Source organism: Stenotrophomonas sp. TWI1151 (assembly GCF_039673135.1).
In the GTDB taxonomy this organism is placed as follows: Bacteria; Pseudomonadota; Gammaproteobacteria; order Xanthomonadales; family Xanthomonadaceae; genus Stenotrophomonas.
Genome location: NZ_JBDJLA010000005.1, coordinates 1 through 24,425, shown reverse-complemented (window position 1 = coordinate 24,425; position 24,425 = coordinate 1). Strand labels below are relative to the sequence as shown.

Genomic DNA, 24,425 nt, shown 5'->3' with positions numbered 1-24,425 from the left:
TCCGCCGTTGTGGTTTACCTGGTGGCCGGGATCACGCGGCCTGCGACTGCGCGTCCTTCTGCTGGCGCTTGTAGTAGCCCGCCGAGCGCAGTTCTTCCGGATCGAAGTCGTCCACGGTGATCGTTTCCAGGGTGAGCGTGCGCAGCTCTTCGAGCAGGGTGCGTTCGTCCTGGGTGATCACACCTTCGGCCACGGCTTCGTCCAGCTGGGTAACGAAGTCCAGCGCCTCGATGCCCTTGGTTTTGAGCGCCTTGATGAACTTGCGCTCCACCGGCTCGGCCATGATCGCCTTGGACAGGTAGCTGTTGATGCGGCCACCCGGGTTGTTCTCGCACGGGGTCAGGAACACGCCACTGGCCAGACGGTCGCGGGCCTCGTTGGGCGCCATCAGCAGCGCGGCCACGCGGTGGCCGAGGCGGTCGCCCGGGGCTTCGGCACGGCGGCCGAACGGGAAGATCAGCGCCCACATCAGCCAGCCGATCGGGCGCACCGGGAAGTTGCGCAGGGCGGCCGACAGCGATTCTTCGATCTTGTGCACGCTGTCATGGAAGGCCCAGGCCAGCAGCGGCTGGTCGGCGGCCGGGGCGCCTTCGTCGTGGTAACGCTTGAGCATGGCGCTGGTCATGTAGATGTGGCTCAGCACATCGCCCAGGCGGCCGGACAGCGATTCCTTGAACTTCAGCTTGCCGCCCAGCGTCATCATCGAGATGTCGGCCATCAGCGCCAGGTTGGCCGAGTAACGGTCCAGCTTGCGGAAGTAGCGGCGGGTGTAGGCATCGCCCGGGGCGGCACCGAAACGGGCACCGGTCAGGCCGAACCAGAACGAACGCACGGCGTTGGAGATGCCGTAGCGGATGTGGCCGAACAGGCTGCGATCGAATTCCTGCAGGCCGGCGCGGGTGTCCGGATCCTGCGCGGCCTTCATTTCCTTGAGCACCCACGGGTGGCACAGGATCGCACCCTGGCCGAAGATCAGCAGGCTGCGGGTCATGATGTTGGCGCCTTCCACCGTGATCGCGATCGGCGCGGCCTGCCAGCTGCGGCCGGCGAAGTTGCGCGGCCCCAGGATGATGCCCTTGCCGCCGATCACATCCATCACGTCCGAGATCACTTCACGGCTCATGGTGGTGCAGTGGTACTTGGCGATGGCCGACGGCACCGACGGCACGTCGCCGCGGTCCACCGCCGCCGCCGTGGCCTGGCACAGCGCGCTGATCGCGTAAGCCTTGCCACCGATGCGGGCGAGCGCTTCTTCCACGCCCTCGAAGCGGCCGACCGACAGGCCGAACTGCTTGCGGATGCGGGCATAGGCACCGGTCACCACCGCACCGGCCTTGGCACCGCCACTGGCGGTGGAGGGCAGGGTGATGGAGCGGCCGACGGCCAGGCACTCGTTGAGCATGTTCCAGCCCTTGCCGGCCTTCTCGGCGCCGCCGATCAGCTGGGTCAGCGGGATGAAGACATCCTTGCCGCGGATCGGGCCGTTCTGGAAGGTCGAGTTGAGCGGGAAGTGGCGACGGCCGATTTCCACGCCGGCGGTATCACGCGGCAGCAGCGCCAGGGTGATGCCGATGTCGCGGGTGCTGCCGATCAGGCCATCCGGGTCGTACATGCGGAAGGCCAGGCCGATCAGCGTGGCCACCGGGGCCAGGGTGATGTAGCGCTTGTCGAAGGTGAGCTTGACGCCGAGCACCTGCTCGCCGTTCCACTCGCCCTTGCAGACGATGCCGTAATCGGGAATCGAGGTGGCGTCCGAGCCGGCGAACGGACCGGTCAGGCCGAAGCAGGGCACTTCACGGCCATCGGCCAGGCGCGGCAGGTACTGGTCCTTCTGTTCCTGGGTGCCGTAATGGTTGAGCAGTTCACCCGGGCCCAGCGAGTTGGGCACGCCGACGGTGGAGCTGACCACGCTCGACACCGAGGCCAGCTTCTGGATCACCTTGTGGTGGGCCAGCGCGCTGAAGCCCAGGCCGCCGTATTCCTTCGGAATGATCATGCCGAAGAACTTGTTCTTCTTGATGAAGCTCCACAGCTCCGGCGGCAGGTCGGCGTAGACGTGGGTGATTTCCCAGTCGTTGACCATCTTGCACAGCTCTTCGACCGGGCCGTCCAGGAACGCCTGTTCCTCAGCGGTGAGCTGCGGCTTGGGGTAGTTGAGCAGGATGTTCCAGTCCGGGTCACCGGTGAACAGCTCGCCTTCGAAACCGACCGAGCCGGTTTCCAGCGCGATGCGCTCGGTCTGCGACAGCGGCGGCAGCACCTTGCGGAACACCTTCATCATCGGCGCGGTCAGCAGCGGCTTGCGGATGAAGGGCAGCAGCAGCGGCACGGCGATCACGGCGACGATGGCCGCGGCCACGATCGTGGCGGTCTGGTTGACGTACGGGATGAACCAGCAGGCGGCCAGCAGCACCAGGCTGATGATCGTCCAGGTGATCAGGCGCATCCGGTGGTAGGCGACGAACGCACCTGCCAACAGGACGACGAGGAAGGGAACGACAATGCTCATGAGCGTGCTCCGGTGACGTGCTCGGTAATGGCGGACGATGCGACGGCGGAGGCCGAGGGCAACACGTCCAGATAGTCCAACACAGTAGCGGTAAAGGCGTTGTTGTCATCACCGGCGACCATATGCGTGGCCTCCGGCAGCTGCACGTGGCGTGCATGTGGCACCAACGCGAGGAACTCGGCCACCGTCTGCGGGGTGACCAGGGTGCTGCGGCCACCGCTGACCAGCAGCAATGGGCATTTCACCTGGCGCGCTGCGTCGGCGAGCGCGTCTTGGTGGTGTTCACTGTCACGCGCCAGTTCGGCGACCAGGCGCGGGTCCCAATGCCAGCGCCAGCGGCCGTGACCGTCCTCGCGCAGCAACGCGCGCAGGGAATCGTCCGACTTGCGCGGGCGGTGCGGCAGGTAGGCGGAGATCACATCGGCCGCCTGCGCCAGCGAGGCAAAGCCGTCGGGGTGTGCGGTCATGAACATCAGGATCTTTTCGACCCCGGCGGTGTCCCAGCGCGGGGTGATGTCCACCAGCACCATCGCCGAGAACAGGCCCGGCCAGCGCGACTCGGCCAGCAAACCGAACAGGCCGCCCATCGAGGCGGCGATCAGGATCGGCGGCTGCGCCTGCTCGCCGGCCAGCACGATCAGATCATCGGCGAACTGTTCGCCGTGGTAAGGGCGTTCGGCCGGATTCCAGTCTGAATCGCCATGGCCGCGTGCGTCGTAGGACAGGGTCTGGTAACCGGCGTCGACCAGCGCGGCCGCGGTGGCATTCCAGGCATGCCGGGTCTGGCCGAAGCCGTGGGCGAACAGCACGGTGCCGCGACGCCCCGGGCCCGACCGGGTGGCGGCCAGCACGGCGTCGTGCGCGCCGGTCAGTCGCTCATCGTCAAAACGGGGCAGAGTAGAAGAAGGAGTGACCATACTCGCTAGTATGGACCTGCCCTGTGCGATGTCAATACTTGGGAGTATGGTGGGGACATCCCTTGTGCGGCGAGGCTCCAGGCGCCCCTGTGTGCATTCACGTACTGCAACCAACCCCGGCGTATGGTTAAATCCACCTATGAATGAACCCGAAGCTTCCGCCGGCGAGCCACGTGCCGGCCGCAACAGCCGCCTCAGTGCCGAAGACTGGGCCCAGGCCGCACTGGATCTGATTGCCGAACAAGGCGTGGGCGCGGTTGCGGTCGAACCGCTGGCGCGGCGCCTGGGTGTCACCAAAGGCAGCTTCTATTGGCACTTCCCCTCGCGCGATGCGTTGCTGCAGGCCGCGTTGGAGCGCTGGGAGCTGTTCGAGCAGGAGCAGGTGTTCGGCAGCCTGGCCGATGTGACCGACCCGCGCGTACGCCTGCGCCAGCTGTTCCAGGTGGTGGCGCATGAAGTGCAGCCGCACATCATCTACAGCGAACTGCTCAAGGCGCTGGATCACCCGATGGTGCGCCCGGTCATCGACCGTGTCTCGCATCGCCGCCTGGAGTACCTGGTCGCCTCGTTCCGCCAGGCGGGGCTGAGCCGGACGGATGCGCAACACCGCGCGCGACTGGCCTATGCGGCCTATGTCGGCTTCCTGCAGCTGTCGCTGCAGCTGCAGCAGCCCAAGCAGGCCCGCGAAGATTTCGAGGCCTATGTGGAGCACGTGATCGAGACGCTGATCCCGCTGGGGTGATCTGATCGCTGCAGGCAAGCAGAAGGCCGCGGAAACGCGGCCTTTTTTGTATGCGGCCGTTGGACGGGGCCGCGTGTCGCCACAAAAAACAACGGCCCCTTTCGGGGCCGTTGCATCAGACGTTGTTGATCAGTGGATCGATCAGAACTTCTGCGAGTACTTCATGTACAGGAAGCGACCGATGTCGTAGCCGCCGTAGTACGAGAAGTTCGAGCTCGGCTGCGAGGTCATCATCGGGCCGACCTTGTTGAACACGTTGTTGGCGCCCACGGCGACGGTGGCATTCCACGGGGTGGCATAGGACACCTGCACGTCGTGGAAGGTCACTGCGCCCAGCTCGGTCTGCGGCGAGATCACGCCCAGGGTGTCCGGTGCGCTGTAGGTGGGCAGGGTGCAACGCGTGGCGAAGCGGCAGCTTTCCTTGGTGCCGGAGAAGTAACGCACGTTCCAGTTGACCGACAGGTCGTTCATGCTCCAGCCCAGGCCCAGGTTCGAGCGCACGCGGAAGAATGCACCGAAGCCATTGTTCTGCGACGGCACGGCGTCCACATCGTCCGTGGACTTCTCTTCGTACTTGCCCACGTACGTGGTCGACGACTTGGCCGAGAAGCGGCCGAAATCGGTGTCACGGCTGTAGCTGATGTCGAAGTCGAAGCCTTCGGTTTCGGTGTAACCGGCGTTGCGGTTGCCGTAGTTCAGGGTGCCCACGATGTTGCCGTTGTTCGGGTCACGGCTGAACATCGAGCAGCGCGATTCGATCAGGCGGACATAGCAGTCTTCCATGATCAGGTTCGGGCTGTCGCTGACGATCGTGTTGTCGATGCGGATGCTCCACCAATCCACACCCACGCTCAGGCCGGTGACATAGCTCGGGCTGTACACGAAGCCGACCGTCTTGGACTCGGAGGTTTCCGGGGTCAGGTTCGGGTTCGAGCCGGAGTTGAACGGCACCGGGCTCTGTGCGGCACGGCCGGTCGTCGGGACGAAGCCCTGCGACAGCTGGCGGTAGCCCTGGCCCACATCCTGGACGCAGCGCGCGCTGCCGCGGACGTCGCCGTAGACGCTGTCGCACGGATCGACGAAGTTGGTCGGGAAGGTCTGCGAGGTGCCGCCGTACAGATCACCGATGGTCGGGGCGCGGAAGCCCTCGGCATAGGTGGCACGGACCAGCAGGTCGTCGATCGGACGCCACTTCAGGCCGAACTTGTTGTTGGTGGTGTCACCGAAGCTGGTGAAATCCGAGTAACGGGTGGCCACGTCCAGGGTCAGTTCCTTGGCGAACGCCAGATCCGCCAGGATCGGGATGTTCAATTCCAGGTAGAACTCATCCAGGGCGTAGGAACCCTTGGTCGGACCGGACGCCAGGTTGGTCGAGTCACCCGACTGGGCGATCGCATCCGGGTTGAACGCACCGCTTTCCTTGCGGTATTCATAGCCGACCGCGAAGCCCAGGTCGCCCGCCGGCAGCGGCACGATGGTGCCGGACAGGTTGGCGAAGTAGTTGTGGGTGGTGGTCTTGCCGGTGGCGTGTTCTTCGCGGAACAGGTAGTTCTGCACGTTCGGATCGCCCAGCGAGTACTGGTCGCTGCCTGCGCCGTAGCCGGCATACGGGTTCCACGGCACGCAGCCGGCGATCTCGTTGCCCGGGGTGCCGCAGACGACCTGGCCGGAGGAGTTGAGGAACGACGGACCCACAGCCGCGGCGACGGCCGGGATGTAGAAGTTGCCGTTGTTGATCAGCAGGCTGTCGTTTTCGTTGTACAGCGCGCCGACATCCCAGTTGAAGAAGCGGTCACCGATTTCGAACGAACCTTCCAGTGCCGCGGCGAAACGCCAGGTGGTCAGGGTCGAATCGGTGGTACGCGGGACTTCCCAGCCACGGCGACGGAAGTCGACGTCGTTGGTCTGCGAGTACAGCGGGTTGCCATCAGCATCGACGAAGCTGGCGACGTCGGCCTGGTACAGGTCACGATTGCCGTTCGGGTTGAAGTAGCTGCCATTGCTGACCAGGGTGCGGCTGCCATCCGGATTGGTCTGATAGACCGCGCCGGCCATCGGCACGCCGAAGGCGGACGACTGCAGCGGGTAACCGGCGATCTGACGCTGCGACTGGCGCTTGGTGTAGGACAGGTCCGTGGTGAAGCGGACGTTGTCGGTGATGTCGTAGTTGCCGCTGACGAACAGCGAACGACGCTCCAGCGGGGTCAGCAGGTGCATCTGATCGGACGAACGGCTCTGATCCGCAGCGGTCTGCGGGTGGAAGTCGTTGGCACCGATGGCATCGCTGCCCTGATTGGCGACCGACCAGCCGGCGCTGCGGCGGACCGGGTTGCCCTGGGCGTTGAGCACCAGCGCGCCCGCAGCATTGCGGTTGAACTGGTTGGCAAAGCGGTTGTAGTTACCGTACTGGCCGACCGGGGTCAGCGAGGAGGCCGGATCCCATTCCGGGTAGGTGTCGGCCGTGAACGGACGATCCTTGGCCCACACGCCTTCTTCCTTGTGGTACTCGGCGCCGACGGTCAGCGAGCCTCGGTCACCGGAGAAGCCCATGACGAAGTCGTAGGTTTCCTTTTCGCCATCGCCCTGGCTGTACTGGCCCTTGTAGACGTTCGCTTCCAGGCCGTCGAAGTTCTTGCGGGTGATGATGTTGATCACACCGGCCATCGCGTCCGAACCGTAGATCGACGAGGCGCCGTCCTTCAGCACGTCGATGCGCTCGACCATCGAGGTCGGGATGATGGAGATGTCCTGGTAGCCGTCCGGGCTGATGCCCAAGCGCTTGCCATTGACCAGCACCAGCGTGCGCTGTGCGCCCAGGTTGCGCAGGTCGATGTACTGACCACCGGCTTCCTGGTTGGAGGTCAGCGGCGAGGCGCGGCTGAAGTTCGGGCTACCGGCGGCCGAAATGTTCTGCAGGATGTCGCCGACCGAGCTGAAGCCCTGGTTCTGGATATCTGCACGCGAGATGGTCAGCACCGGCTGCGCGGTCTCGACGTCAACCTGGCGGATGCGCGAACCGGTGACCGAGATGCGGTCCAGATTGGTGGTGCCAGTGGCTTCCTGGGCGACGGCGCTGCCGGTGCCGGCAGCGCTGGCGATCAGCGCGAGGACGACGGCGTCACGCAGTTTGTTGCTGTTGCGATTCATTGGGCTCTCTCTCCAAGTTGACTTGGGTGCAACGTGTTGGGATGGGCTTCAGCGCGGGGACGAAAGGCGTTCCCAATCCGTGAAGCTGACTCGATAGTAACCACGTGCAACTAAAAATTAAAGAGCCGTTAATGTTCCATGTGATTTAGGTGAAATTCGGCAAAGCCTTTGCAGCATAAGGCTCTAAGCGATATCTGCCGCCCAAAACGTCTCATTTGTTAAGATTTTTGTTAAAAAAATTTCACCCTGAATGGGCCGTGTGCGCCCTTGACAGGCAGCCCAAACGAAAAAGGGCGCCTCGTGGAGGCGCCCTTTGGATGACGTGTATTGACGGGTCGTCGCAAAGACAGGTCAGAGATCTTGCTCGTACCGCACGTAGGGGACGGTGCCCTCGTCCGTGCTCTCGTTGCGGGGGGCGAACGGGTTCTTGCCGCGGGTGACCACGTTCTCGGCGCCCACGGTGAGCTGCCCGCTCCACGGCGTGCGCCAGGTCAGGCCGACCCCCAGGCCTTCCCACTTGCCGGGCTGGCCCGGAACATCGACCACGCGGCCGATGATGTTGCCGCTGAAGTTGCCATAGCCGGCACCGATGGTGAGGCTCTTGCTGTCCCAGCGGTCCACGATCGCCGGCGAGGCGTCCGCGATGGGGACCAGACGCGCCTTGGCATAGGTGCCGCCGATCGAGACGAAGCCCTCGCGGCCGATGTTCTTCTGCCCGAAGACGGTCAGGTCGTTCTGTTCGGCGCGCAGCGAAGGCGATTTGTTCGGGCCAGCCAGCCACGCGGGCAGGGTGTCGCGGCCGCTGCCGGCGGTGATGCCCACGCGGCCGCCAGGCCGGTTGAACGCGGCGGTGCCACTGACGCGGCGGCTGAGCGTGTTGTCTTCCTCATCGCCCAGTGTCGCCAGCATGCAATGGCTGGCCAATCCGCTGATGCTCGTCCCGCGACTGCTGTTGCACAGCAGACCCAGCGAGTCACCCGAGGACAGGCCGAAGGCCGCGTCCAGGGAGCTGCGGCCGAAATGCCAGCGCGCACCGACCGCCTGCTCGCCGGTGGGTTCCAGATACAGCAACGCCTCCACCTTGCCGCTGCCCTTGTTCCAGACCGGCAACACGGTGCCGTCCTGCTTGCCCTTGGCCTGCGCATGCGCGCCCGAGATCGCGCCTAGGGCGATCATCAGGGCCAGCGGTAGACGCAGAAGGGAATGCATGGGAACTCTCAGACAAGCGCGGTGAACACAAGTTCCCGCCGAAGCGGGACATTGATCCTAGGGCGTTTATGATTTCTTAACAAGTCTTGGTTCTCCCCAGAACAAAACGCTTGCCAAGTTTACTGAAGCCGTTCAGGTGCCGGCGAGGATACATCCATCTCGCGGAACAGTATGTCGAATTCCGTCAACGGAAAGTGATACTCCTGCCCGCAGAATTCGCACCGCACTTCCACCGCGCCGGTTGGCTCGGCGGCAGCCCGGGCCTCTTCCTCGCCAATCGACTGCAACATGCCTGCCACCCGCTCGCGCGAGCACGAACAGGCGAAGCGCAGGGCCTTGTCGCCGAGCAGTTCCGGCGTCTCTTCATGGAACAGACGGTGCAGCAGATCGTGGCCCGGTACCTCCAGCAGTTCCTGCTTGCCCAGGGTCTCGAACAGCGCGCTGGCACGCGACCAGCCGTCCTGGTCGCCTTCATCGCCCGGCAGCTTCTGCAGCAGCAGGCCTGCGGCGCGGGTGCCGTCGGCGGCCAGCAGCAGCCGGGTGGGCAGCTGTTCGGACTGGCGGAAATAATCCTCGAAGGCTTCGTCCAGACCGGCTGCGGTCAGGCCGACCAGGCTCTGGTAGCGCTGCGGTTCGCGCGGGTCCAGGCCGGGGTTTTCGATGGTGATCGCCAGCAGCGCGTCCTCGCCCAGCGCGGTCAGGTCCCGCGGGGCGTCGCCGCCGCCGTCGGCCAGCTGGACGATGCCGCGCAGCGTGCCGACCGCGGTGCACTCGGCGAACAGGGTACGCATCGCGGTGTTGCTGCGCAGCTGGATCGACAGCCGGCCATCGACCTTGGTGTGGCCGGTGAACAGCGCCGAGGCCACGCTGGCCTCGCCGAGCAGTTCAGCGGCGCCCGGCGGATAGACCGCGTGGGACAGGATCTCCCGCCAGGTGTCATCGAGGTGCACGTGCACGCCGCGGACGCCGGCATCGGGGAGCAGGAAACGGACAAGGGAGTCGGATTGGGCGGTCATCGGTTCGGTGGCTGCGCGAAAGGAGTGCCGGTTGCCGGATAATGCGCCGACAACCGTGCAAGTAAAGGATGCACCAGTAATGGGGGCAGAGCGCAGCAACCTCAAGGTCGAGCCGGACCTGGAACCGTCACGTCCGCGCCGCTGGCACTGGAAGCGCCTGCTGTGGCTGCCGGTACTGTTTGTCGGCTTCAGTGTGCTGCAGGTGCTGGCCCTGCGTTTCATCGACCCGCCGGTGTCCAGCGTGATGCTGTGGCGCTACGGCGAAGCGTTGGGGGAGGGCGACTGGAGCTACCGGCTGCACTACCAGTGGCGCGACCTGGACCAGATGGCGCCGAGCCTGCCGATTTCGCTGGTGGCCGCCGAGGACCAGCGCTTCCCGGAGCACAACGGCTTCGACCTGCAGGCCATCGAGAAGGCGCGCGACCACAACGCACGCGGCGGCCGCCTGCGCGGGGCCAGCACGATCAGCCAGCAGGTCGCCAAGAACCTGTTCCTGTGGCAGGGCCGCAGCTGGATCCGCAAGGGCCTGGAGGTCTGGTACACCGTGTTGATCGAAGCGCTGTGGCCGAAGTCGCGGATCCTGGAGATGTACGCCAACATCGCCGAGTTCGGCGACGGCATCTATGGCGCGCAGGCCGCGTCCCGGCAGTACTGGAACAAGGACGCGTCGCGGCTGAGCCCGGCCGAAAGCGCGCGGCTGGCAGCGGTGCTGCCATCACCGCGACGTTACAACGCGGCCCAGCCCGGACCCTACGTCCAGCGCCGCGCGACATGGATCCAGCGGCAGGCGCGGCAGTTGGGCGGGAGTGGTTACCTCAGCGAGGATTGAGCGTTCATGAACGTGATTGGCTGACGCTACAATCGCCGCATGAACAGCCCACGCCTGACCGTCGTCGTCGCCGCCCACAATGAAGCGCTTGCCTTGCCGATGCTGCACCCACGGCTGCGTGCGGTGCTCGATGGACTGGAAGGTATCGACGGCCGCGTGCTGTATGTGGACGACGGCAGTACCGATACGACATGGGACGTCATGCAGGGATTGGCCGCTGCCGACGGCTGCGTCGGCGTGCTGCGGCTCTCGCGGAATTTCGGCAAGGAAGCGGCGCTCACCGCCGGGCTGGATTTCGTCGACGACGGTGCGGTGATGATCCTCGATGCCGATGGCCAGGATCCGCCGGAACTGATTCCCGAGTTCGTCGCGCTGTGGCAACAGGGCTATGACAACGTGTACGGCACGCGCCTGGTGCGCGATGGCGAAAGCTGGCTCAAACGGTCTACAGCCAAGGCGTTCTACCGGGTGATCGGGCGGCTGTCCAAGACACCGATTCCGGCCGATACCGGCGACTTCCGCCTGTTGTCGCCGCGCGCGCTGCAGGCGCTGGGTCAGCTGCGTGAGCGCCACCGCTTCATGAAGGGGCTGTTCGGCTGGGTGGGCTTCCGGCGCAAGGCCCTGCCTTACCACCGCCATGCGCGGCTGGTCGGGGAGAGCAAGTTCGGGTTCTGGCGGCTGTGGAACTTCGCGTTGGAAGGGATCACCGGCTTTTCGACCGCGCCGCTGCGGGTGACCACCTATCTGGGCCTGGCAGCGGCGAGTTTCGCGTTCCTGTTTGCGCTGGTCGTGGTGCTGAAGGCCGCGCTGTACGGCGACCGTGTCGCTGGGTGGCCAACGATGATGGCGGTGATCCTGTTCCTTGGCGGGATACAGCTGATCGCGCTGGGCCTGATCGGTGAATACCTGGGCCGGCTGTACGAAGAATCCAAACAGCGCCCGCTGTACCTGATTGACACCTGGCAGGCCCCGTTCGTGGCAGACTCGGCCCTGCATCCCATCGGTGGAGAGCAGCGAGATGACCACGGTACGACAGCTGTTGGAAGGCAAGTCCCCTGAGGTATTCGCAGTCGCCCCGACGTCGGCGGTGATCGACGCCATCCGGTTGATGGCTGAAAAGGGCATCGGCGCGGTTCTGGTGATGGAAGGCCGGCACCTGGTCGGCATTCTGTCCGAGCGCGATTACGCGCGGAAGATCGTGCTGCACGAACGCTCCTCACGCACAACCGAAGTCCGCGAGATCATGACCCCCAAGGTGGTGACCGTCGCGCCAGGCGAGCAGGTCGAGCACTGCCTGCAACTGGTGACCGATTACCGCATCCGCCACCTTCCGGTGGTCGATGGCAACGGGGTCCTCGGCGTGATCTCGATCGGCGACCTGGTCAAGTCGGTGATCGACGAACAAGCACAGAAACTCGATCAGCTCCAACAGTACATCGTCGCCGGTTGAGCGTGGATCCTTGCTGGCCGGCATGCCGGCCATGAGTCGGCATCCGGCCAGAATGGGCCGGAATCACTTGGCGTAGCGGCCACCGCAGTTGCTGTCCTCGCCCGGCCCGGTTTCGATCGTCGCCAGCAGCGCGGCGGGCGGGGCAATGCTGCCCAGCGCCAGGGCGATCGCCCCGCGGATGCCCAGCGCCTTGAAGTCCGGCCGGAACGAGGGATCCTTGAAGGTTCCGCCGATGCGCAGCGGCGAGCGCAGCGCCAGGATGCTCATGTCCTTCGGGCGCGGTCGCAGCAGCAGATCCAGCTGTTCCTGTTTCAGATCCACCTTGCCCTCGCCAAGGATCAGGGTGTCAGTGGTATCGAAGGCGAGCGAACGCGACTGCATCACGCCGTTGGTCACCCCGAAGTCGCCCCACGCGCAACGCAGTGGAATCTGCTTGTCACCGGTGAACAGGAACTTCACCGATTCGGCGACATCCAGCCCGGCCAGTTCCATGATCAGATTGCCGACATGGCCGCGGCCGATGCCGACCGCCACGGTGCCATCGGAACTGCCAAGCATGGCCGCGACGGAGTTGCCCTGGCCGGTCAGGTTGACGTCGCCACTGATACCGCCGGAGGCCTGCTCGGCCAGCTTCGCATCGGGGAACAGCTTGCCCAGCTGCACCTTGCGGATGGTGGCCTGCAACTGCGTGGAAATGGCCTGCTTGCGGGCATCCATCCGGATCGTGCTGCGGATATCGCCGCCGGCCACACCAAAGTTGAGCGGTTCCAGGCGCAGCAGCCCGTCGTTGAGCTTGAGGTGCGCATCCATGTCATCCAGCGGCAGGGCCGGCGAGTTGATCCGTTGCGCTTTCCAGCGCACATCGGCATCCATCGCGCGCAGCTTGGACAGGTTGTAGGGTGTATCCGGCAGTACCTTGGCACGGGCCGCCAGCGCGGCGGCCTTCGCCTTCTGCTCGGCATTGGCCGATTCCCCCGCGCCGGTCTTCGGCGGCGCCCCGATGAAGCCGGCCAGGTCGTCGAAGTCCAATCGCTTGGACACCAGATCCGCCTTCAGGAATGGCCGGTCACCGCTCACATCGATCTGCGCGGTCCCGCCCAGATCGCTGTCACCGGCCGTGCCCGTGAAATTCTCATAGCGCCAGATCGCGTTGTCGCGCTTGAGCTGTCCCTTGAGCTTGTACGGCGGCGTGGAGGGCATGGCGACCCCGATCAGCGGGTACAGATCCTCCATATCCTGGCCACTCAGCATCAACTCCAGATTGAACACCCGCAACTGGAAAGGATTGGTCAACGTCCCACTGGCGATCGCATGCGTATCCCCGGCGCGCCCATCCAGATGGATGCGGAACGGATGGCCGGTATTGGTCAGCTCGAGCGGCGACTCGGTATTGCCCTCCAGCGAGAACGGATTGCCCTGCCAGCGCCCTTTGCCCTTCACCAGCAGCGGCGGACCACTGTCCTTGTCGCGTGGCTTGCCACTGTCGAGCGACACCAGCACATCGGTCCGGCCCGCCGCATCCCGGAACTGCAGCCGCCCATCATCGACCAACAACCGCTGCAGCACCGGCGGATCACCGTCGCTCGGCCCCAGGAAATCCCAATTGCCCGGCTGATTCTTCTCCGGCGCGGTTTCCAGCAACAGATCCGGCCGCGTCAAGCGGATCTCCGGAATCCGCACCTGCCCACGCAGCAGCGGCCACACCCGCAGATCGATCTCCACCCGATCCGCCGTCGCCATCTGCGGCTGCTTGGCCCACGTCGCATTGGCAAAGGTCAGCCCATCACCGCGCACCGTCGTCACCCGACCCAGATCGACATCCAGATCGCCCGTGATATGGAACTCACGCGCGGTCTTGGCCTGCACCGCCCGCTCCACCGGTCCCTTGAACCAGTTCCAATCCCACAATGCGATCAGGATCAACAGCGCAGCGAACAGAAACACCAGGATCGCCAACCACCGCTGCCCCCGCTTGCCAGGACGACGCCAGCGCCAGCGGGAACGGGAAGGGGCATCGGACGGAACAGGGGAGGGCACAGTATTCACATCCCCATGGTTGCCCTTGCATCGTGCAGGCAGCGCGAAGCATTGGTAAGGGTACTGTCAGGGTGAGGCGTGTCGACCGTCGGCGCCGCCGTTGTCGATGACTGCTCCAGGCGCGGTGCGTCGGCCATGCTTGGCATCCGGTCCAACCAGGATTCTGACCTTCTCAGGCCACCGGCCAAGGGTGAGCGGGGCGGTGCGGGTGGGTTGGCGGGACCATGAGCGCCATGGATGGCGCGACATGAGCCTCCAGGGACGGATTCACGGCGTGTCCCGCCGACCCACCCGTGCCGACCCCGCCTGGCGCATTCCTGACGCCCGAGTCGCTCTTGGTCTTGCTCTTGCCGTTGCCGTTGCCGTTGCTGTTGCTAGTCCTGGTGCTAGTGCTAGTGCTAGTCCTAGTGCTAGTGCTAGTGCTAGTCCTAGTGCTAGTGCTAGTGCTAGTGCTAGTCCTAGTGCTAGTGCTAGTGCTCTCGCTGGTCCGGGTGCCGTCGCACTTGCCTGGCAGAAAACAGCACTCAGAGAATCTGCGCCGTCACCGCAACGAAGTGGCACACACTCCCACCGATCACGAACAGATGCCAGATCGCATGCGAATACGGCACCGACTCCCGGTGATAGAACACCGTCCCCAACGTATAGAACACCCCGCCGGCCAACAGCCACCCCAGCGTCCACGCATCCAGCGAATGCCACATCGGCTTGATCGCCACCATCACCATCCAGCCCATCGCGATATAGATGATCGTCGACAGCAGCTTGAACCGGCCCGTGTAGAACAACTTGAACACCACCCCGAACAGCGCCAGCGCCCAGATTGCCGTGAACATCCCCCAGCCCCACGGACCCCCGCGCAGACCGATCAGCGTGAACGGCGTGTACGTACCGGCGATCAACAGGTAGATCGCACAGTGATCGAACACCTTCAGCCGGCCCTTGGCGACCGGATGCTGGATCGCGTGATAGAGCGTGGACGCCGTATACAACAGCAACAGCGCCACCCCGAAGACGATCGCACTGGCCAGCTGCCAGCCGTCGCCATAGATGGCGGCCAGGGTGATCAGTACCGCACTGCCGGCCAGTGCAGCGACGGCGCCAAGCCCGTGGGTCAGGGCGCTGGCGATTTCTTCTCGAACGGAAACGACAGAGGTCATGGCGATGATCGGAGTGCGGGGAGGGGGAGCCCGCTCCCCCCTATCATCGCCGCGATGGCGCGCGCATGCACGCGCGCCTGTTCAGCCGGTAGACCGGTGGAGCGATCAGCTGACCGAGATGCTGTGCGCTGCTTCGCGGGTGGCCGCGAAGCGAACATCCGGTGCGCGCTCCTGCGCCAGCTGCAGGTTGACCCGCGTCGGTGCCAGATAGACCAGCTGGCCGGCGGCATCGATGCTCAGGTTGCCGGCGTTCTTCTCGCGGAACTCCTCCAGCTTCTTCTCGTTGCTGCAGGTGACCCAGCGCGCCGTGGTCACGCTGACCGGCTCGAAGGTGGCTTCCACGCCGTACTCGTCCTTCAGGCGATACGCCGCCACATCGAACTGCAGCACACCCACCGCGCCCAGGATCAGGTCGTTGCTCATCAGCGGGCGGAAGAACTGCGTCGCGCCCTCTTCGGAGAGCTGCGCCAATCCCTTCTGCAACTGCTTGAGCTTGAGCGGATCGCGCAGGCGTGCGCGGCGGAACAGTTCCGGCGCGAAGTTCGGGATGCCGGTGAAGCTGACCGCTTCGCCCTCGGTGAAGGTGTCACCGATGGAGATCGTGCCGTGGTTGTGGATGCCGATCACATCGCCCGGCCATGCCTCGGCGGCGATCTCGCGGTCGCTGGCCATGAAGGTCAGCGCATTGGCCAGCTTCATTTCCTTGCCGGTGCGCACATGGAAGGTCTTCATGCCGGCCACGAAACGGCCCGAGCACACCCGCATGAAGGCCACGCGGTCGCGGTGCTGCGGGTCCATGTTGGCCTGGATCTTGAACACGAAGCCGGTCAGCTTGTTTTCCTGCGGCGCGATGATGCGGCCAGTGGTCGCGCGCGGCTGCGGTGACGGTGCATGCTCGACGAAGAAATCCAGCAGCGGCTGCACGCCGAAGTTGTTCACACCCGAGCCGAAGAACACCGGCGTCTGCTTGCCGGCCAGGTAGGCCTCCACGTCGAACGGATGGCTGGCGCCCTGCACCAGCTCCAGCTCGTCACGCAGGTCGGCCAGCATGCGCTCACCGATCTTCTCGGCCAGTCCGGGCGAGTCGATCGAGGGGAAGATGGTCGAATCCTGGCGGGTGAAGTTGCGGCCCTGCTCGTACAGGTGCACCTCACCGCTGATCAGATGCACCACGCCCTTCAGGCGCTGGCCCATGCCGATCGGCCAGGTGACCGGCGCGCACTGGATGCCGAGCACGCTTTCCACTTCATCCAGCAGATCGATGGGCTCCTTGCCCTCGCGATCGAGCTTGTTGATGAAGGTCATGATCGGCGTGTCGCGCAGGCGGCAGACTTCCATCAGCTTGATGGTGCGCTCTTCCACGCCCTTGGCCACGTCGATCACCATCAGTGCCGAGTCCACCGCGGTGAGCACGCGGTAGGTGTCCTCGCCGAAGTCGGCGTGGCCGGGGGTGTCGAGCAGGTTGACGATCTTGCCTTCGTACGGGAACTGCATCACCGAGGAGGTGACCGAGATCCCGCGCTCCTTTTCCAGCGCCATCCAGTCGGAGGTCGCATGGCGCGCGGCCTTGCGGCCCTTGACCGAACCGGCCATCTGGATCGCACCGCCGAACAGCAGCAGCTTTTCGGTCAGCGTGGTCTTGCCGGCGTCAGGATGGGAAATGATGGCGAAGGTGCGGCGGCGCGCAGCTTCGGTAGCGACTTCGGACATGGCGTGACGCGCCCGCCCGGGGCGCTTTTCATGGAGATGAGCCGCCCAGTATAACGGGGGCGGGCGTAGCCGGGGTCAGGGCAGGGCGGATGCGCCGGCCTCGTCCGTTGTCCGGGCGAAGTGCAGCTCGCCGTGTGGGCTGACGATCCGTGCCGGGATCGAGCGAAGCCGCATCCCGGCATTGACCTGGACCGCGAAGTGCAGGTGCGGCGCGGCGCTGTAGCCGGTGTTGCCCGATAGGCCGATGCGCTGCCCTGCCTGGACCTGCTCGCCGGGGCGGACCAGCACGCCGTGGTGCTGCAGGTGGGCATACACCGCCATGCTGCCGTCCTCATGCAGCACCCGCACCAGGTTGGCCCGGCCCAGATCGTGGTCCCGGTCCTGCCCATTGCCCTGATACCCGGCCTGGACCTGCATGACGGTTCCTGCCCGCGCCGCGAGCACGGGCGTGCCCTCGGGCAGGGCGAAGTCGATGGCCTCGCGGTTCTCTGCATCGTTGTGGCTGAACTGCCCCTGCGGTGCCTGGCTGACCTGGATGCGCGCGGCATCGAACGGCAGGAGGTAGGTCACATTCTGCGGGCGCGCACCGGGGTCGCCCGGAACGGCCGTCAGATCCAGGCGGATCGTGGTACTACCGGCCGGCGGCTGCAGGCGGGTCACCACGACGCTGGCGCCGGCGGCCACTACCGTCTGAACGGGTAGCCCCGGCAGCGCGGGGGCCCCGGCGGCGGCGCGCAGTTCGACCTGGACCGGCCCGGCCACGCGGTTGTCGACCCGGGCCTGCCAGCGGTCTCCAGCCCCTTCCAGGGTCAGTAGGGCCAGGGCCGGCACCGGCGCGCCAGCGGTGCGCTGCGCCGGGGCAGCGGTTGCAGGCCGGTCGACCCGCCAGCCGTTCCGCCAGTTCGCCCCCGGGCCGGCCCAGGCGTTCAGCACCGGCATCATCATCAGAATCACCGCGGTGAAACGTAAGCAGCGCAAGGCGTCGGCCGGTCAGGGAGGATCCCGGAGTATGCGCGACTGATGATCATCTGGAATATATATCGCTTCATGCCGATGAAGGGATTGACATGGGCCGGAAGCGCTGGCATCGTGGCTCCACCATCGAGACCGGCAGAGGGACAGGCCCTTTGAAGCCGGGGCAGCCCGCAGACGCGAAAGCGACCTGCGTAGGTGCCAAATCCTGCGGAGACCGTTGGTGTCTTCCGAAAGATGGTTCGAACCGTGCACCGTGCGTGCGCTTCGAACGCGAGCTCCGCGAAAGCTCGATGGCCGACTCCTACTTTGGATACCGCCATGCGCTTCGCCACCGCCGCCCCTGTCGCCACCGACTCCTTCGCCCCGCTCAGCGTCCCCGTCGACGCCGGGCTGAACGCCGTGCGCGGCGATATCGCGGCGGTACTGTCGATGCGTCACGGCGGACCGCGGCCGGTACGCCTGCGCTACGAATGCGTCGGCCGTGCCGATGCGCCGGTGGTGGTGCTGGCCGGCGGCATCTCCGCGCACCGCCATGTGGCGGCCAATGCCGAATTCCCCGAAAAGGGCTGGGCCGAGGGCCTGGTGGCCGCAGGTCGCGCGCTGGATCCGGCCTCGCTGCGCATCCTGGCGTTCGATTTCATCGGCGCCGACGGCGCGCTCGACCTGCCGATCGATACCGCCGACCAGGCCGATGCGCTGGCCTTGCTGCTCGACCATCTTGGCATCGCCCGCCTGCAGTGCTTCGTGGGCTACTCCTACGGCGCGCTGGTCGGCCAGCAGTTCGCGATCCGTCACCGCCAGCGCGTACAGAAGTTGATCGCGGTGAGCGGTGCGCATCGCCCGCATCCGTATGCCGCGGCCTGGCGTGCGCTGCAGCGCCGTGCGGTTGCGCTGGGCCAGCTTCAGTGCGCCGAGAGCCACGGGCTGTCGCTGGCGCGCCAGTTCGCCATGCTCAGCTACCGCACGCCGGAAGAATTCGGCGAACGCTTCGATGCCGCGCCGGAAGTGGTCAACGGCCGCGTGCGCGTTGCCGCCGAAGACTATCTGGATGCCGCCGGTGCGCAGTACGTCGCCCGCACCCCGGTCGATGCTTACCTGCGCCTGTCCGAATCCATCGACCTGCACCGCATCGACCCGGCCGCCATCCAGGTGCCGACCGTCGTGGTCGCTGTGGAAGGCGATCGCCTGGTCCCGCTGGCCGACTGCGTCGGCCTGGTCGAGGGGCTGGGCCCGCGCGGCAGCCTGCGCGTGCTGCGCTCGGCGTATGGCCACGACGCCTTCCTGAAAGAAACCGATCGCATCGACGCGATCCTCGCCACCGCTTTTCGATCCCCCGGAGAAACCGCATGAGCCGTTCCGCTGGTACCGAGCCGTCCTGTAGCCGCGTCACCGCCGCCGTGCGTGCCGGCATCGACCGTGACACCGCCCACGGCGCGGTGACCCCGCCGATCGTGCTGTCCTCGAACTTCAGCTTCGATGGCTTCGGCAACAAGCGCCAGTACGACTACACGCGCAGCGGCAACCCGACCCGCGATCTGCTCGGTGAAGCGCTGGCCGAACTGGAAGGCGGCGCGGGCGGGGTGATCACCTCCACCGGCATGGGCGCGATCAATCTGGTGCTCAATGCGCTGCTGCAGCCCGGCGATACGCTGGTGGTGCCGCACGATGCGTACGGCGGCAGCTGGCGCCTGTTCAACGCATTGGCGAAGAAGGGCCACTTCGGCCTGATCACCGCCGACCTGACCGACCCGCGCTCGTTGGCCGACGCGCTGGCACAGTCGCCGACGCTGGTGCTGATCGAAACCCCGTCCAACCCGCTGCTGCGCATCACCGACCTGCGCTTCGTGATCGATGCCGCGCACAAGGCCGGTGCCAAGGTAGTCGTCGACAACACCTTCCTGTCCCCGGCGCTGCAGCAGCCGATCAGCTTCGGTGCCGATCTGGTGCTGCACTCCACCACCAAGTACATCAACGGTCACAGCGATGTGGTCGGCGGGGCGGTGATCGCGCGTGATCCGGCGGTGCACGAGCAGCTGGTGTGGTGGGCCAACGCGCTGGGCCTGACCGGTTCGCCGTTCGATGCCTTCCTGACCCTGCGTGGCCTGCGTACGCTGGGTGCACGCCTGCGCGCACACCAGGAAAACACGTCGGCCGTGGTCGAGCTGCTGGCCGCCAGCGATGCAGTCGCCAGCGTGTACTACCCGGGCCTAGCCGATCACCCCGGCCACGCCATCGCAGCCCGTCAGCAGAGCGGCTTTGGCGCGATGCTGTCCTTCGAACTGGCCTCGTGCCCGGGCGAGGATCCGCATGCGGCGGTGCGCGCCTTCGTGGATGGCCTGCGCTGCTTCACCCTGGCCGAATCGCTGGGCGGCGTGGAAAGCCTGGTCGCGCATCCGGCGACCATGACCCACGCGGCGATGACCCCGGAAGCGCGTGCGCACGCCGGGATCAGCGAAGGGCTGCTGCGCCTGTCGGTCGGTATCGAGTCACCGGAAGACCTGGTGGCCGATCTGCAGGCTGGGCTGGAACGCGCCCAGGTTGTGATCGATCAGCACCGCGATGTGCAGCGCCGTAAACAGGTGGATGCATGAGCGCGGTGCTGAACCTGCCGCTGGCGGCCCATCGCAGGCTGGCCCTGCTCGGTACCGGCACGGTCGGCACCGCGTTCGTGCAGCGGTACGCCGCGCTGCAGGATCGCGGTGTCACGCTGCCCTCGTTCTCATGGCTGGCCAACTCACGCACGGCGCGCGCCTGCGAACAGACCCCCGCGGATGAGCTTGCACAGGCCAACCTGGCCGCGCGCGGTGCGGTCGCATTGCAGCCGTGGGCGGAAGCCGAGGGCCTGCAGCGCGGCGATGTGGTGGTCGATGCGACCGCCAGTGACGACGTAGCCAATTGGCACGAACAGTGGCTGGCGCGGGGCGTGCACGTGGTGACTGCCAACAAGCTCGGCCAAGGCGCACAGTTGGCCCGTGCGCAGGCCATCGCCGACAGCGGCCAGCAGGGTGACGCGCGCTATGGCGACAGTGCCACCGTGGGCGCAGGCCTGCCGCTGCTGAGCAGCCTGCGCGCGCTGGTCGCCGGCGGCGACCGCATCCATCGCGTGGAGGGCGTGCTGTCCGGTTCGCTGGCGTGGTTGTTCCATCACTACGATGGCCAGCGTCCGTTCTCTGCGTGGGTGCGGGAGGCGGCCGAGGCCGGCTACACCGAGCCGGACCCGCGGGTGGATCTGTCCGGCGAAGATGTCCGGCGCAAACTGCTGATCCTGGCGCGGGCCAGCGGTATCGCGTTGCGTGCCGAGCAGGTGAAGGTTGCCTCACTGGTGCCGGATGCACTTGCTGGGCTGTCCCCTGCGGATGCGTTGGCGCAGCTGACGCTGCTGGATGCACCGCTGCAGCAGTATTGGCAGCAGGCCAACGACCAAGGTGGGTGCCTGCGCTTCGTCGGTGGCTTCGATCACGACGGTGCCTCGGTGGGGCTGCGTGTGCTCCCGCGCGACCATCCGCTGGCCGGCGGCGCGCAGACCGACAACCGGGTGGCGATTCATAGCGACCGGTATCACGCCCAGCCGCTGTTGATCCAGGGGCCGGGCGCCGGGGCGGAGGTTACCGCCGCCGCCTTGCTGGACGACGTGCTGGCGATCGTGCGGCGCTGATTGCCGCGCGATCCCAGCAAGGCACACGGTAGCGCCAGGGGTGGGCTTGCTGCGTCGGCGGATAATGGTGAGGACGGCGGCTGCCACGCATGGCGTGGCACTACCGGGGTGGTGGGCAGGTCAGTCGTGTTGTGAGATTGCCTTCAGCAGTGCCGCATTGAACCGGTCCGGGTCCTGCACCTGTGGCGAGTGGCCGAGGTCTTCGAAGCTCACCAGGGTGGCGCCTGGGATCGCTGCCGCCGCCGCTTTGCCCAGCGCAGGGTAGTTGCCGAGCGTCGCTTTCAGGGCGGGCGGTGCCAGATCGCGGCCGATTGCAGTACGGTCGGTCTGGCCGATGAACAGCGTGGTTGGCACGGTCAGCCTGGGCAGCTCATGAACCACCGGCTGGTTGAACACCATGTCCGAGGTCAGCGCCTGGCTCCATGCCACCGCCTGTTTGCCGGGGCCGTCGTACATGCGTGACTGCATGCGCACCCATTGCTCGTACTCGGGCTTCCACTGGCCGTTGTAATAGACGTCGAGCTGGTACTTCTTGATGCTGTCGAAGCTGGTCTTCAGCTCGCCCGCATACCAGGCGTCGATGCTGCGCCATGGCACGCCCTTGGCCTTCCAGTCTTCCAGTCCGATCGGGTTGACCAGCGAGAGACTGAGGGTGCGCTGCGGGTACATCAGCGCGAAGCGCGCGGCGAGCATGCCCCCCATTGAATGGCCGACGATGTGCAGCTTGCCCTCGCCATAGCCCAGATGCTCCAGCAGCGCTTCGGTATTGGCAGCCAGCTGGCCGAACGAGTATTGATAGCGCTCGGGCTTGCTCGATTTGCAGAAGCCGATCTGATCTGGCGCGATCACCCGGTAGCTGGCCGCGCTCAGGGCCGCGATGGTGTCCTTCCAGGTGGCCGCGCAGAAATTCTTGCCGTGCAGCAGCACGACCGTCCCGGCGAAGCCTTTGCCACCGGCGGCCACGTCGATGTAGGCCATCTCCAGCGGCTGGCGCTGGGACTCGAACCGGAAGATCTTCACGGGGTACGGATAGTCGAAGCCTTCCAGCCGCGGGCCGTAAGTCTCAGCGGCGAGGGTGGTCAGCGGCAGGCAGGCAAGCAGGGCGGCGGCCAGGATGCGCATGGCAGTCTCCATGGGGGGAAGTCCTGACTGTACCGGAGCGGCCGTGCAGGCGTACCGACGATGCCACCGGGAGCAGCCGACCAACGGTCGGCTCTACATCCGAGCGGATGTGCAGGCGTGCCGATGATGCGAACGGGAGCAGCCGACCAACGGTCGGCTCTACCGCCGGGGGCGGTGGATCAGCACTCGATGACGTTGACCGCCAGCCCGCCGCGGCTGGTTTCCTTGTACTTGTCCTGCATGTCGCGGCCGGTGTCGCGCATGGTCTTGATGACCTTGTCCAGCGAGACCTTGTGCTTGCCGTCGCCGCGCATGGCCATGCGTGAGGCATTGATCGCCTTGACCGCGCCCATCGCATTGCGCTCGATGCAGGGAATCTGCACCAGCCCGCCGATCGGGTCGCAGGTCAGGCCGAGGTTGTGTTCCATGCCGATCTCGGCGGCATTCTCGATCTGGCTCGGGTTGCCGCCGAGCGCGGCGACCAGGCCGCCGGCGGCCATCGAGCAGGCCACGCCCACTTCACCCTGGCAGCCCACTTCGGCACCGGAGATCGAGGCGTTTTCCTTGTACAGGATGCCGATCGCCGCCGAGGTCAGCAGGAAATCGAACACACGCTGTTCGTTGGCACCGGGGCAGAAGCGGTCGAAATAGTGCAGCACCGCTGGCAGTACGCCGGCTGCGCCGTTGGTCGGTGCGGTCACCACGCGGCCACCGGCGGCGTTTTCTTCGTTCACGGCCAGCGCGTACAGGTTGACCCAGTCCAGCGTGGTCAGCGGGTCGCGCATCGCCGCTTCCGGCTTGGAGGACAGTTCGCGGTACAGCGCCGGGGCGCGGCGTGATACATGCAGGCCGCCGGGCAGGGTACCTTCCTGACGGATGCCGCGCTCCACGCAGGCCTGCATGGCGCTCCAGATCTCGCGCAGGCTGTCGCGGATCTCGTCCTCGGTACGCCAGCACTTTTCGTTCTCGAACATCATCTGGGCGATGCTCAGGCCACTGCGGGCGGTCTGCGCGAGCAGCTCATCGCCGCTCTTGAACGGGTAGGGCAGCGGGGTTTCATCGGGCACGATGCGGTCATCGGCCGCGTCATCTTGGTTGACCACGAAACCGCCGCCGACGGAGTAGTAATCGCGCGTGGCGATCACCTGCTCGTCCGCACCGTAAGCCGTGAAGCGCATGCCGTTGGTGTGGTACGGCAGCTTCTGGCGCTTGTTCAGGCCCAGGTCGCGCTTCTCGTCGAAGGCGATCTCGTGCTGGCCCATCAGGCGGATGCGCTTGCTGCTGCGGATCCGCTCCAGCGTTTCGGGGATGATGTCCGGATCGATCAGGTTCGGGCGCTGGCCTTCCAGCCCGAGCAGCACGGCCTTGTCGGTGCCATGGCCACGGCCGGTCAGGGCCAGCGAGCCATAGACGTCGGCGCGGATGCGCACCACGTCCTGCAGATGGCCCGGATCGAGCAGCCAGCGGTGCACGAAACGTTCGGCAGCCTTCATCGGTCCTACGGTGTGCGAAGAACTCGGGCCAATGCCGATCTTGAAAACGTCGAACGTGCTGACAGCCATGATTGCCAAACTGCGGGTATCGGATGGAGCGCTATTCTATGCTGTCGCAGGCGCCAGCCTTGAGTGCGGCGCAACATTTCCCAAGGTGGGTGGCCCGGTGTTTACCTTGTTCCAGCGTGATGACTGCCATTTGTGCGACCAGGCCCTGGCGGTGCTGGCGCAGGCCCGGGTGGCCGATCTGGACAGTGTGTTCATCGATGACGCCCCCGCGCTGGAGGCCCGCTACGGGCTGAGGGTGCCGGTGTTGCGCGATGCGCGGGGCCGCGAGCTGGACTGGCCGTTCGATGTGGCGGCGGTAGACGCCTGGATCCGGTAGAGCCGGGCCGGCGTGGGGGGGGCAGGCGCCGGTGAGGACGCGGACGAGCAAACACAACACAACCAACAA

Annotated in this window: 19 protein-coding genes and 1 riboswitch; of the genes, 8 read left to right on the top strand and 11 right to left on the bottom strand. The window is 65.9% G+C overall.

Going from position 1 to position 24,425, the window contains the following annotated elements; all coding sequences use genetic code 11:
• Positions 1-31: 31 nt before the first annotated feature.
• Both ABE422_RS08200 and ABE422_RS08195 read right to left on the bottom strand, forming a co-directional pair.
• Positions 32-2,509: an acyl-CoA dehydrogenase gene (locus ABE422_RS08200; protein WP_346463275.1), complete on the bottom strand. Its 2,478-nt coding sequence runs from the start codon at positions 2,507-2,509 to the stop codon at positions 32-34.
• Positions 2,506-3,426 carry an alpha/beta hydrolase gene (locus ABE422_RS08195; protein ID WP_313212918.1) on the bottom strand — a complete coding sequence of 307 codons (921 nt, stop codon included), beginning with the start codon at positions 3,424-3,426 and terminating at the stop codon, positions 2,506-2,508. Before ABE422_RS08195 ends, ABE422_RS08200 begins: the two co-directional genes overlap by 4 nt.
• Positions 3,427-3,565: 139 nt before the next feature.
• On the opposite strand from ABE422_RS08195, the gene ABE422_RS08190 reads away from it, so the two are divergent.
• A complete protein-coding gene (locus ABE422_RS08190) occupies positions 3,566-4,168 on the top strand; it encodes a TetR/AcrR family transcriptional regulator (RefSeq protein WP_019185113.1) in 603 nt (200 codons plus the stop codon).
• A 141-nt stretch (positions 4,169-4,309) separates the two neighbouring features.
• Here ABE422_RS08190 and ABE422_RS08185 read toward each other — a convergent pair whose 3' ends face one another.
• From ABE422_RS08185 to ABE422_RS08175, 3 genes are all read right to left on the bottom strand, one after another.
• On the bottom strand, positions 4,310-7,315 hold the full coding sequence (locus ABE422_RS08185) for a TonB-dependent receptor (protein ID WP_346482783.1): 3,006 nt from the start codon (positions 7,313-7,315) through the stop codon (positions 4,310-4,312).
• Between the two features lie 351 nt (positions 7,316-7,666).
• The gene (locus tag ABE422_RS08180; protein ID WP_183073752.1) at positions 7,667-8,491 is read right to left on the bottom strand and encodes a hypothetical protein; all 825 of its coding nucleotides are present in this window, start codon (positions 8,489-8,491) and stop codon (positions 7,667-7,669) included.
• 152 nt (positions 8,492-8,643) lie between these two features.
• Entirely contained in the window at positions 8,644-9,540 is an 897-nt protein-coding gene (locus tag ABE422_RS08175) for an Hsp33 family molecular chaperone HslO (RefSeq protein ID WP_313212922.1), read from the bottom strand.
• A gap of 79 nt (positions 9,541-9,619) precedes the next feature.
• On the opposite strand from ABE422_RS08175, the gene mtgA reads away from it, so the two are divergent.
• From mtgA to ABE422_RS08160, 3 genes are read left to right on the top strand one after another with little or no spacing between them, the layout of a single operon-like run.
• Complete coding sequence (gene mtgA, locus ABE422_RS08170) at positions 9,620-10,369, top strand: monofunctional biosynthetic peptidoglycan transglycosylase (protein WP_313212924.1); 750 nt, start codon at positions 9,620-9,622, stop codon at positions 10,367-10,369.
• 39 nt (positions 10,370-10,408) lie between these two features.
• Positions 10,409-11,428 (top strand): glycosyltransferase family 2 protein, encoded by a 1,020-nt coding sequence (locus ABE422_RS08165; RefSeq protein WP_313219749.1) that lies wholly within the window; start codon positions 10,409-10,411, stop codon positions 11,426-11,428.
• Entirely contained in the window at positions 11,388-11,819 is a 432-nt protein-coding gene (locus ABE422_RS08160; protein WP_313212927.1) for a CBS domain-containing protein, read from the top strand. The genes ABE422_RS08165 and ABE422_RS08160 overlap by 41 nt, the downstream gene beginning before the upstream one ends.
• 63 nt (positions 11,820-11,882) lie before the next feature.
• Here the strand turns inward: ABE422_RS08160 and ABE422_RS08155 are convergent, their stop codons facing one another.
• The 4 genes from ABE422_RS08155 to ABE422_RS08140 form a co-directional block, all read right to left on the bottom strand.
• Complete coding sequence (locus tag ABE422_RS08155; protein WP_346482782.1) at positions 11,883-13,865, bottom strand: AsmA family protein; 1,983 nt, start codon at positions 13,863-13,865, stop codon at positions 11,883-11,885.
• Positions 13,866-14,380: 515 nt separating this feature from the next.
• The gene (locus tag ABE422_RS08150; RefSeq protein WP_172407499.1) at positions 14,381-15,022 is read right to left on the bottom strand and encodes a hemolysin III family protein; all 642 of its coding nucleotides are present in this window, start codon (positions 15,020-15,022) and stop codon (positions 14,381-14,383) included.
• Positions 15,023-15,121: 99 nt separating this feature from the next.
• The gene (locus ABE422_RS08145; RefSeq protein WP_313210984.1) at positions 15,122-16,726 is read right to left on the bottom strand and encodes a peptide chain release factor 3; all 1,605 of its coding nucleotides are present in this window, start codon (positions 16,724-16,726) and stop codon (positions 15,122-15,124) included.
• Positions 16,727-16,801: 75 nt separating this feature from the next.
• On the bottom strand, positions 16,802-17,671 hold the full coding sequence (locus ABE422_RS08140) for a M23 family metallopeptidase (protein ID WP_346482850.1): 870 nt from the start codon (positions 17,669-17,671) through the stop codon (positions 16,802-16,804).
• 150 nt (positions 17,672-17,821) lie between these two features.
• Positions 17,822-17,942, top strand: a riboswitch (SAM riboswitch).
• A gap of 77 nt (positions 17,943-18,019) precedes the next feature.
• On the opposite strand from ABE422_RS08140, the gene ABE422_RS08135 reads away from it, so the two are divergent.
• From ABE422_RS08135 to ABE422_RS08125, 3 genes are read left to right on the top strand one after another with little or no spacing between them, the layout of a single operon-like run.
• Positions 18,020-19,051 (top strand): homoserine O-succinyltransferase, encoded by a 1,032-nt coding sequence (locus tag ABE422_RS08135; RefSeq protein ID WP_313210982.1) that lies wholly within the window; start codon positions 18,020-18,022, stop codon positions 19,049-19,051.
• The gene (locus ABE422_RS08130) at positions 19,048-20,292 is read left to right on the top strand and encodes an O-succinylhomoserine (thiol)-lyase (protein WP_346463281.1); all 1,245 of its coding nucleotides are present in this window, start codon (positions 19,048-19,050) and stop codon (positions 20,290-20,292) included. The genes ABE422_RS08135 and ABE422_RS08130 overlap by 4 nt, the downstream gene beginning before the upstream one ends.
• Positions 20,289-21,356 carry a homoserine dehydrogenase gene (locus ABE422_RS08125; protein WP_346482781.1) on the top strand — a complete coding sequence of 356 codons (1,068 nt, stop codon included), beginning with the start codon at positions 20,289-20,291 and terminating at the stop codon, positions 21,354-21,356. Before ABE422_RS08130 ends, ABE422_RS08125 begins: the two co-directional genes overlap by 4 nt.
• Before the next feature lie 120 nt (positions 21,357-21,476).
• On the opposite strand, the gene ABE422_RS08120 is transcribed toward ABE422_RS08125, so the two are convergent.
• Complete coding sequence (locus ABE422_RS08120; RefSeq protein ID WP_346482849.1) at positions 21,477-22,478, bottom strand: alpha/beta hydrolase; 1,002 nt, start codon at positions 22,476-22,478, stop codon at positions 21,477-21,479.
• A gap of 179 nt (positions 22,479-22,657) precedes the next feature.
• Positions 22,658-24,040 carry an L-serine ammonia-lyase gene (locus ABE422_RS08115; RefSeq protein ID WP_123730460.1) on the bottom strand — a complete coding sequence of 461 codons (1,383 nt, stop codon included), beginning with the start codon at positions 24,038-24,040 and terminating at the stop codon, positions 22,658-22,660.
• A gap of 97 nt (positions 24,041-24,137) precedes the next feature.
• On the opposite strand from ABE422_RS08115, the gene ABE422_RS08110 reads away from it, so the two are divergent.
• Positions 24,138-24,356, top strand: a complete 219-nt coding sequence (locus ABE422_RS08110) for a glutaredoxin family protein (protein WP_070471416.1) — start codon at positions 24,138-24,140, stop codon at positions 24,354-24,356.
• Positions 24,357-24,425 lie beyond the last annotated feature (69 nt).